Annotated in this window: 8 protein-coding genes; 4 read left to right on the top strand and 4 right to left on the bottom strand. The window is 42.9% G+C overall.

Translation table 11 applies throughout. The annotated features are described in order from the left end of the window. Positions 1–321 precede the first annotated feature (321 nt). Positions 322–2,550: a nitric-oxide reductase large subunit gene (locus tag GQS54_RS12140; protein ID WP_240919922.1), complete on the bottom strand. Its 2,229-nt coding sequence runs from the start codon at positions 2,548–2,550 to the stop codon at positions 322–324. Positions 2,551–2,978: 428 nt separating this feature from the next. Here GQS54_RS12140 and GQS54_RS12135 point away from each other — a divergent pair, with 428 nt between their 5' ends. The 4 genes from GQS54_RS12135 to sodC all read left to right on the top strand — a co-directional run bounded on the left by GQS54_RS12135 (position 2,979) and on the right by sodC (position 4,717). After that, a complete protein-coding gene (locus tag GQS54_RS12135) occupies positions 2,979–3,170 on the top strand; it encodes a hypothetical protein (protein ID WP_166424252.1) in 192 nt (63 codons plus the stop codon). Positions 3,171–3,465: 295 nt separating this feature from the next. Then, complete coding sequence (locus GQS54_RS23055) at positions 3,466–3,684, top strand: hypothetical protein (RefSeq protein WP_205967742.1); 219 nt, start codon at positions 3,466–3,468, stop codon at positions 3,682–3,684. Next, positions 3,685–3,855: a hypothetical protein gene (locus tag GQS54_RS23050; protein WP_205967741.1), complete on the top strand. Its 171-nt coding sequence runs from the start codon at positions 3,685–3,687 to the stop codon at positions 3,853–3,855. It begins immediately after the preceding gene. 325 nt (positions 3,856–4,180) lie between these two features. Further along, entirely contained in the window at positions 4,181–4,717 is a 537-nt protein-coding gene (gene sodC, locus GQS54_RS12125; protein WP_166424251.1) for a superoxide dismutase family protein, read from the top strand. A gap of 96 nt (positions 4,718–4,813) precedes the next feature. On the opposite strand, the gene GQS54_RS12120 is transcribed toward sodC, so the two are convergent. The 3 genes from GQS54_RS12120 to GQS54_RS12105 form a co-directional block, all read right to left on the bottom strand. Then, positions 4,814–4,975: a hypothetical protein gene (locus GQS54_RS12120; protein WP_166424250.1), complete on the bottom strand. Its 162-nt coding sequence runs from the start codon at positions 4,973–4,975 to the stop codon at positions 4,814–4,816. A 684-nt stretch (positions 4,976–5,659) separates the two neighbouring features. Further along, positions 5,660–6,277, bottom strand: coding sequence for a LysE family translocator (locus GQS54_RS12110; protein ID WP_166424249.1), 618 nt, complete (start codon positions 6,275–6,277; stop codon positions 5,660–5,662). Positions 6,278–6,662: 385 nt separating this feature from the next. Next, a complete protein-coding gene (locus GQS54_RS12105) occupies positions 6,663–9,911 on the bottom strand; it encodes a glycoside hydrolase family 15 protein (protein WP_166424248.1) in 3,249 nt (1,082 codons plus the stop codon). Positions 9,912–10,203: the final 292 nt, after the last annotated feature.

Below are 10,203 nucleotides of genomic sequence, written 5' to 3'. Positions count from 1 at the left end.
ATACTCAATACTCAATACTCAATACTCAATACTCAATACTCAATACTCAATACTCAATACTCAATACTCAATACTCACGATCGCTGTAATCAAAAACCAATGAGAGGCGAGGGAAGTATTAACGATATAAGTGCTATGTCATCTCTATGTACCCTATTCGATTTTGAATAATGCATGTAAATAGGCACTATCTATCTCGTTACTCATTACCACTGGTAATGGAAGGGATACAAACTATCAAGGCTGTTACCCTGACTGACTTAAACGCGACGTCCTTGTCGCTTCGTTTAATTCAGTGCACAGGTTTACCAACCATACTTTCTAGCTCGAATATTCAGTGGACGTTGACGCCTTGGTGCGTTTACTTCCAGTGAAGGCTTTAAACATAAACCAAGCGAAATAACCCACTCCAATACTGAATACGATGTCGCCTGGCACTCGCGCCCAAACCAAGGCTTCCATGATTGGGCTGTGCATGAATTCAGCTGATCGTGCGAATGAGTAACCTTGCTCAATACTGGTATAAGTCTGAATCACACCTTGGGGTAACAATGATAAAAACGTCATCATCGCCAGGCCAATATTAAGGGACCAGAATGAGCGCTTTATCCATTGTTGGTTCCAGCGCGTGACATCTGTTAATCCGCGCATGCAGTATAAGGTTAACCCCAAACCGAGCATACCGTACACACCAAATAATGCAGCGTGGCCATGGTTGGCGGTCGTGTTTAACCCTTGCATATAATACAGCGCAATGGGTGGATTTATCATAAATCCAAATAAGCCAGCGCCAACGAAATTCCAGAACAGCACAGCCGTAAAAAACATAAATGGCCAGTGATAAGCCAGCTCCCATTTCTCTACACGCTCAACTTTGTAGCGGTTATAGGCTTCAAATCCTACCACCAATAAAGGAACCACTTCGAGTGCTGACACCATGGCTCCCACAGCGATAACAGACGTTGGTGTTCCGCTGAAATAGAGATGATGAAAGGTCCCCAGTACGCCACCAAATAAGAATATAATTGTGGCAAACAGCACCATTACTGTAGCTGTAGAGGTGCGCAATATTCCCATGCGCACAAACAATAGGGATATTATGGCCGTGGCAAACACCTCGAAAATTCCTTCTACCCAAAGATGAACTACCCACCAACGCCAGTATTCCATTATCGCAATATTAGTATGCTGTCCCCACATTAAGCCGGCGCCATAAAGTAGACCAATCGCTAGTGCCGAGACCAATACTAAATAGATGAGTGATTTATCGCCTTTTTCTTGTAGTACTGGCCATAATGCTCGCACCACTAATGCTACCCACAACAATAAGCCAATGGTTAGATAAATCTGCCAAAATCGACCTAAATCGACATATTCGTAACCTTGATGACCGAACCAGAAGTTAGCAGTTAAATTTTCGAAAAAACGATGAACCGCAGCCCATTGCCCGGCAAAGGAGCCAATAACAATAATTAACAAGCTGATGAACAGAAAGTTGACCCCAAAACGTTGAAATTTCGGGTCACGGCCCGCGAGCATAGGTGCAACATATAGTCCTGTCGCTAACCATGCCGTAGCAATCCACAATACTGCAAGTTGTGTATGCCAAGTACGAGTGACGGCGTAGGGTAAATATTCAGCGAACGGTAATCCGTATAATCCTTGCCCTTCAACGGCATAATGCGCCGTTACTATACCCAATAGCACTTGGCCTACAAACATCGCACACACTACCCAGAAATATTTAGCGGTGGCCTGCATAGAAGGTGTAATCGTGGCGTTAGACAAAATGTCGCTGGTTGCCATACCTTGCTCAGGTAAAATATCATCACGCCAGTCGTCAAATTGTTTAACGTAATACGCAACGAGCGCACCAGATGCGGCTAGTAATAAGAAGATAGAGGCGATACTCCACATTAGCGTGCCAGTGGTCGGTTTGTTGTTGACGAGTGGCTCGTGGGGCCAATTACTTGTGTATGTAATATCATCATTTGGCCGGTTGGTGGTTGCCCCCCAGGCTGTCCAGAAATAAAACGCAGCAAGTTGTTTCGCTTCTTGTGCATCAAGCAAACCATGAAGCGAAAATGCATAGTCGCGTCTTAATGCTAGTGATTCTTCATCACTACCTTGGTAAAGCCGCAAATAATGGTCTTCAACTTGCTTTATAGCTATTGCACGATTATCGCTGACCGTAATGGCTTCAGTCGTCACGTCATAGGTATTTTTGCGCATAAGTGCAGGTAGTAGGGCCTTTTGCATCGCCATTTTTTGATCAGGGGTTAGGCTCGATTGAGATTGGTCGATATTTATATCTAACAATGCCAACGCTTCACGATGAAGCCAGTCAGCACTCCAGTCAGGCGCTAGATAACCGCCGTGCCCCCATATAGAACCTTGTTCCATACCGCCAATCGATTGCCAGACATTCTGCCCCGTTTCAATATCGTCTCGGGTATAGAGGATTTCCCCTGATACTGATTTTACTAGGGCCGGAATAGGGGGCGCTTGTTGATATATTTGCTGACCCAGCAACAACAAGATACCGAACATTATAATCATTCCTACAGACAGAATGATCCAAAGTTTTTTTATACTGAATGTTTTTTGATAGGAACTCATGTTACACCCATAACAAATGATGGAATTAAAAACGCGGAGGTCAACTTACTAAGGTGACAACTAAAATAGCGCGAAATAATGATCGAATAGCGAGCGTAACAAGTGCTTTTAATCAAGGTCGTGTTCACGTGGTACATGTGACCATAAAGAACATGACATTTACGTATTTTAGATCCCGCAAGTAAACAGTTTTAATTTAGATAAAAAGCTTACTAAAACAGATGGCTAAGTGCTTTAACAATAGATAGACGAGATCGCCATCAGGTCAATCCGTTAGTTATGTTAGGCGCTCTTTAAGACCGGCTGCTCCTGCTTATTTAAAACTGATAGGCAAGCCAAGTCGCAAGAGTGAAGGGTTTATGATGCTTAGTCTAGAGAAGACTTGGACTGCAAAGGCGCCTAGCTTAACTAATGCACTAAATCTTGATCCTCGTCATGGTTGGAGTCTGCGAATAGTCATTATTATCAATAGTCAGCATATTTATGTAGACCATTTTTATCCTATACGAACAGGTATTTATTACTTGAAACCCCATGAACGTCAGTTTTGACTGTGTTTTTAGTGACTACAAATTGTTACTCCACGGGTATCCCTCGTCATCACATTCCTACCGAGAACTTATCATATTGTTATCTGGTCGCCGTCATGTCATTGCGCCTGAACCCGCGACCCAGAGGTAAACGTTTAACCTGCTTGCTGAGCATGTTTCAGGATTATTAGATATGGCTAATGTGACGCGTTTTTCGTTATATATTCAAGATTTTGGTGCGCCCGTTGGGTTTAGTATGTTGTTGCACAATTCTTATCATCTCTAGGCTCTGATTGTACAAAATGGATATGCCTACTTGGATGGGTTAACACCTGCTAGGCAAACATTCTTCAAAGCTGCCAATAAAGACAGCTCAAAGCAAAAATTAGAGCAGCTTTATACGCTCATTGGTGAGCAAGCCATAGCCAACAATCAAAATTTCCGGGATATGCAAGGGGCGTCAGAAAAAATGAGCACAGATAGTTGGAGTCACGACCTTCATTTTTTGCATAATGAAAAAGCCAGACTGATTTAAGTGCAATTGCTACAGGACTATTACAATAACGTGTTGGATTATCCGCTATGGCAAGCTTATTTGCGTCAATATCAACCTGCTACATTTATTGCCGCCGGTGCTCTGGCATATTTGCGAGATGTACCTAACGCAGAATTAAACCTGTTAGATGCAGGGCATTTTGACGTATAAGAAAAGCCCGTAGAAATCGCAAAACATATCACCCATTTTATGCAGCAGTCGATTAAGGGCGATGGTAGGCGCTGAGCTGATTATCAATAAATTTCTACGCATGCGTAAAATATTCATAGACAGCTGTAAAAGTGTTGTATTTAGCGTTTTTCATTAAACCCAGCGGAAATAGATTGATAGGACTAAGCCCAATGAAAGCGCGGCGGGAGTGGGGTGCTTGTGTCAAAATTAACTCTGGTGTGATTTATGCTGCCTTGTATATGTATATAAGAATTTTATCACCTTAGTTCGCGACGTAATGATCGCGATAATAACGGAGGACATTATGAATAAGCATTTATTAACTAGTTTAGTTGGCTCAATTTCTTTGACATTAAGCGCCGCAAGTTTCGCAAGCGAAGACGGTCTAGCCGTCACCATGAATGATCTGAAAAGTGGGCAGAGTATGGGGACTATAATGGTCAGTAGCTATGACGACGACGGTGTCGTGTTCAAGCCTAACCTAACAGGATTAACGCCTGGATTGCATGGCTTCCATATTCATCAAAATGGTGATTGCTCCGTGGCCATGAAAGACGGGGAAAAAGTGTTAGGTGGAGCAGCAGGCGGTCATTTCGACCCCGAAAAGACCGATAAACACGATATGCCTTGGTCAGAAAAAGGTCATGAAGGAGATTTGCCTGCCTTATTCGTTGATAACGATGGCAGTGCGTTGCACCCTGTATTCGCCCCAGAACTCGAACTTGATGATATTCAAGGGAGGGCAATCATGATCCACGCAGATGGTGATAATTACTCTGACTCACCCGAGCTTTTAGGTGGCGGCGGCGCCCGTGTTGCATGTGGTGTTATTCCTGAATAAAAAGATCGTCAATAAGTGCTGGTAATCACTAAGTGAAGCACAAGCAAAAAGCGGCTAATGAGCCGTTTTTTGCTGTTGATAATGTTTGTACTCAAGCTACAATGTGAACTCTTGATAATCAGTATCATTTTGGCTATTTGCCAACTTCCACTCTTCAGATAACGCGAATTCATCAATTTTCTTACTAGCGTCCGGTAATTGGTTCGTGCTTATTGGATTAAGCTTGGCATCATACGAAGCATCATTTTCAGGTTCCATTGGCTCGCTAACCCAGGGGACTCTCGTATTTTTTAACGTCTTTGCCAGAAAAAATTTTACGTAATGAAAGAGGGTGTAAACAACAATAAATAAAACGCTCGGGATAATCGCTACGTGAGACGGATTGACCGTGGATACAACCATTACATCGCCTAAAATGATCAAAATAATAGACGACTGATCATCTGCCCTAACATACTGACGGCGTGCGCTACAACATCTGTCGTGGGTTGCTGGTAATTATTTTTTCATGCAAGGCAGTGCTGAATTCATCGCTAGCTCAATCCAAGCTGGTGCCTCAAGCTAGATTGAAAAAATACCATATCAGAAGAAGTGTATTACGCCAAAAAGCGGTCGCCATAGGCCACATACATTTCAGCAGTTCAATTACAAAATGCTTATCGACAAGCGAGCCTGAGAATCTAGTCAAAAGCTCACTGCCCGAGAGCAACTGATCCTCACTCTCGTGGCTTAAGATAAATTGAGTAAAGAAATTGCATGTCTTTTAAATATTAGTTTTCGTAATGTAGACGCACGCATTCGGATTATGAAAAGTAAGCTCAATATTGATTTGTTCGCTGAACTTATCTGTTATGCCGTTGCTCATGGACTGGTTGATAAACGATAACTTACATTTCATCAAAGAGAGTCAGCTGTAGTGACAAAACGCATCTGATGCCGTGTTTAAAGAAACGCTAACCACGCACCTACACAGATTAATAAGCTGCCAGCGATACGATTCATCCAGCGAATATTATCGTTGCGATTAAGGAACATACGCAAGCTTTTCCCACCAGAGGCATAAATTAACATACAGGCAAATTCGCTGAGCATGATAAGCCCAACCAAGACAAAAAGTTGCCCTGTTACCGGCTTTGCCAAGCTAATGAAAGGGGGCAATAAACTAATCATAAATGCCCAACCCTTCGGGTTTGCAATAGCGGTAATAAACCCCTGAGACATTAAACCGCGCCTTGACGTGCTTGTGCTGGGAGCGTTCTCAGAAGATATTTGCTCTTTAGCAAAGTACATTTTCAGACCTAAATAGCCCAAATAAGCGCCTCCCAGCCACTTGAATATTTGAAATACAGCGGGGTAATTAAGCATAATACTGGCCACGCCCACAACTGCAGCAATAGCTACTAGTGCCACACCAATCACTTCGCCTACCATCATCCATAATGTGCGACGCACACCCACACTCATGCCCAATGTCATCGCCAGAGTCATGCACATGCCAGGGGTAATAGACACAAAGAAAAAAGTCGGAATAAATACCGCGAGTATTGCCAAGTCTGGCATTAAAACATTTCCAAAGTAGTTGAAATAAAACGTAGTCTGCCAGTTTACTAATATTCAGCGTATAAGCTAATTATTTAAGTCGACTCTTTAAAAGAGCGTTTATCTAATATCTATATTTAACAGTATGTTAATAACGATAGTTGCACTAAATCGATATAACAAACTGTGTGTGGGGAGGATAATAGTCTGATTTATGTGCCACTTATAGGCTGATGCTAAATATGATAATGCGGTTTGAAACGGTGTTTAATAAAGAATCTATTTCAGGGGTAGATAAACCATGACACTAGGGTTTAATGGAAACCCCTAGTGTCGAACGTTGTTATTTTTGCAGATTACATCCATATCTATACGATACCAAAAGCGTACCAAAAGCGTATCAAAACTATAACTGAGAAGGGATTTCCTTGTTCGTTGGTTCGATGAGTATGTCGTCAGTGGCCACACTCTTTACTGGACGTACCGTCAATAGTTTACGTAAAGCGGAAACAATGAAAAAAGTGGTCTCAAGAGGTGATAAATTATAAAAACTATCCCAAGCTTGTCCTTTGAACTCTGAATAATTATCCATCCGCTCTGGGTGTAAATCACTATAGGCTAGATGCACGGCGTGCCCAATGGTTACATCAATGGTTAAGGCCTCATCGATTTGTAAACTGGGGTTTTGTTCAAAGAAACTGCCTAGTGCACTAAGAGTCTCGACTGTTAGTTGACGATACTCAGGGGCTTGAATATTATTTAGCATTTGCTCAATAAGTAGTACAAAAGCGGCTTCACCTTGTGTCATATCACTGAGTACAGTATCGCTGGCAATCCGGTTACGCTTGTCCATTTTATTACCAATAACCAAACCAGTGGTATGTTTAAAAATAGTCCAAACTTGTGGGATAAAGCCAGAGGGACGTCTATCAATTACCCCTTGATGCTGACGCCAAACATACCAGCCTTCAGTGGGTTCGGTTAATTTTTCTAGGCCGAGATCTTGATCCCAATCTAGCTTGCCAGAATGACACTCGGCATGCAGTTCTTCGAGTTTCAACGGCAAGTCGGTTAAGTTCTGATATTCCTCCAGTACTGCTTCAATGCGATCTTGAATAACAGAAGGAGCCAAATTCATAATGTGTTCATAGGCTTCATCTGGAGTCTTATCTTGCTCGCGAGAAATTTGACTAGTCAACAAAATAATCAAGTAGCTAACACGAACAGTAAGCAATTCGCTAAATAGCTCTGGTCGGGCTTTAACTAACATACCTAACGAGAGAAGCACCTCTTGGGTTAATACTTGATCACGCACATCTTCACGGCAAAATTGTTTAATTTTTGCGAGCAATTCATCATCTTGTAAGGGTTTTGAAATAAGCGAGTCATCACTGTAAGCACGGCCCACCTGAATAAATTTCTGGGCAACGAGTAAAGCGCTCACCGCAAGGCCTAAATCGCCATTTATTTTACCTAACAAACCTGAAGCTTGACGTAATACTGACCAAAGCCGCAAGCGGCCTGCCTGCAAATAAACTTCTTCAATCAAAGACTTAATCGTATGCTGTTGGCCATGATACGCTATTGAGCCGTCTAGACCTTGCAGCTTGTTCAGGGCATCTAACAAGGCTATTTGTTGGTACAAGTTATCCGATTTTTCCAAACGAGCGTGCAGTTCGTTTTTATCCGTAAGCAAGTCAATTTCACGTTCCTGATCTGATGTCAGTGCAACGTGGCTTCCTGCGATCGAAAGGGTGCATGAGTGAGAAAATAACTCTTTTAAAGGCTCAGTAGGTAACACCAAGTCGTTAAGCTGATTGACACGCTCGACTGCAGATGTGGGAGTAAGTTGTGCCATAGTGCCATGTTTAACAGGTACATCACCGACTTCACCAGTGGCAATCTGCGCCATTAACTCAAAAAATGAACTACGATCTGCACCCAATAAATTATGGGTTAGCAAAACAGTAACCGTAGGCCGTCCGACTTCGGTCCAGTTGCGATGCAAATAGCTTAATTCGCTTTTAAAACGTCGTACTAAGAAATCGATATCGTAACTTAAAAAGTATTCATGTTGCATAAACGACGGGGTTAAACATACCGCTCGTTGCTTGTTGAACATATAAACGCGGCTGGTGGTTAAGCTTTTTAACATGCGCGGTATTCGCCCTGTTAAGCCTAAGCTGTCACAGCGACCCACCTGACCGTGCACGGCAGCAATATCTTCAGGTCGATAAACTTTCACCGGTGCAATATCGGTTAGTGTTTCAGTGGCGACACCATGGGCAGCGAGTTCTTGTTGTAAGGTTTCATCCTCAGATAAAAAGATAAGCTGCACAACGGGCTGCATGGTGGGTTTGACGTGACGACGTCCTAAGGGGTCTAAATCACCTGGACGCAGTAAACCGTCCTCGAGCATTGAGCCGAGTAAAAATAAACTCTGTGCCCACACTAAGGGGATGTTTTCGTTGGGTAAACGGTCTTGCGATTGTGGGTTAGCACGCTCAGCATCAATTGACTCTTTGGGCACATAATAAAGTTCTGGAAGCAGTTTAAAGCCGTTTTGTTCAACCAGTACGTTATCCAAACGGTCGCGATAATGTGCTATTTGCGGTTTATTATCGGTAAAGATCGCGTCTAAATATAAATAGGCGTAAAACAGCGGCCATTCAGACTCAATATTTTCAAACTGTTTTAGCTCTTTATCTTCATAATGCAAGCGACCTTCATCTTCGAGCACGGTTTGATGACCATCACGCAGAAAGCGCTTCAGACCATAGCGCCCTTCTAGCTTGGTGACTATGTCGTGGCGTACTCGGTCTGACAGCGCTTTGTCTTGTACAGCAAATGCTGGAAACCCGATGACACTAAGCAAAGCGGCGTCAATTTCTTTGGTGTTCGATTCGCGGGGTAACATCGCGCTTAGAGTGATGTTCGACTGCGCAATGTTGTCGGGTATAACATGAATAACCGAACTAAAGGAGCCCTTTGCACCAAATAAGTTAAAACCCGAAAGGGCTTCTAGAGCGGCCTTCGCCATTCCGAGTGAACTTGCATTAAGCTCTACGCTACCACTGTTACTTTTCGCTCCTCGTTCCCAGATACCAAAATCTGGTGAACGATAAGCTCGCTCGATGTAATACACCAAGTTTTGAACGAAGCACACTTCTTCATCTGTCCAGATCAAATCTAAACCTGATGCAATCATCTGAGTCAAAGTGAGCAGAAAAACCGAAGTAGCATCGATTTGTAGGTGGCCCCATTCTGAATCACCGACCACGCAGTCACCAGTCGCTGTATCGTATTTAGCGTGCAGGGCATCAATAGGCTGGCGTGTCTTCTTAAATTTTTCTATCTTATTTGATTGGGCCATCATCGAGCGTAGTAACGCACGCATAAGTTTAACGGTACGTTGCTGTAGCTCATAACCACGGCCATTATCATTATCTACGTTGCGATAGGCGAGTGCGAGTCCCCAAACAGCCAGAATGCTGTACACATTGTCGCGTACCCAAGCATCTTGATAGTTACCGTGCACGGTAATAGCTGTACTTGCAGGCAATAAACCGCTAACAGGGTGCTGTTTTTCTAATATGACGGATTTAATCTGCTTATAATAAGCGTCCAACTGGGTGTTCAATTCTAAGTTTTGCATTCAATGTCCTAACTAATTCAGGGAAGCGGAAAAAGGCTTCCGAAAGGCTTCCGAAAAGGTGCAGATTAATCTCACTGTGGTACACAAATATGATCGCGCTACGATAGTGGCAAAGGTAAATGTTTCAATCATATAACATGTTTCAACTCATGCACATATGCCCTAAAAATCAGCAAAGAATACGCCATTATGACTTAATAAGGCAGAGTGAAGCGAAATTAGGTTCAAAATGCTCTTTTTTCACGCTTGAACGTACACATTCCCTAAGAAATGTCATATTTGGTCGTCTAAC

Origin of the sequence: Paraglaciecola sp. 20A4, assembly GCF_011378905.1 — a bacterium.
GTDB lineage: Bacteria > Pseudomonadota > Gammaproteobacteria > Enterobacterales > Alteromonadaceae > Paraglaciecola.
Note: the sequence above shows the minus strand (reverse complement) of the source record. Positions and strands in the feature narration are given on the sequence as shown.

Excerpts from the sequence above, each read along its gene's own strand:
- GQS54_RS12140 (WP_240919922.1), bottom strand. The coding sequence starts at position 2,550 with ATGTTCGGTATCTTGTTGTTGCTGGGTCAGCAAATATATCAACAAGCG.
- GQS54_RS12135 (WP_166424252.1), top strand. The coding sequence starts at position 2,979 with ATGATGCTTAGTCTAGAGAAGACTTGGACTGCAAAGGCGCCTAGCTTA.
- sodC (WP_166424251.1), top strand. The coding sequence starts at position 4,181 with ATGAATAAGCATTTATTAACTAGTTTAGTTGGCTCAATTTCTTTGACA.
- GQS54_RS12120 (WP_166424250.1), bottom strand. The coding sequence starts at position 4,975 with ATGGAACCTGAAAATGATGCTTCGTATGATGCCAAGCTTAATCCAATA.
- GQS54_RS12110 (WP_166424249.1), bottom strand. The coding sequence starts at position 6,277 with ATGCCAGACTTGGCAATACTCGCGGTATTTATTCCGACTTTTTTCTTT.
- GQS54_RS12105 (WP_166424248.1), bottom strand. The coding sequence starts at position 9,911 with ATGCAAAACTTAGAATTGAACACCCAGTTGGACGCTTATTATAAGCAG.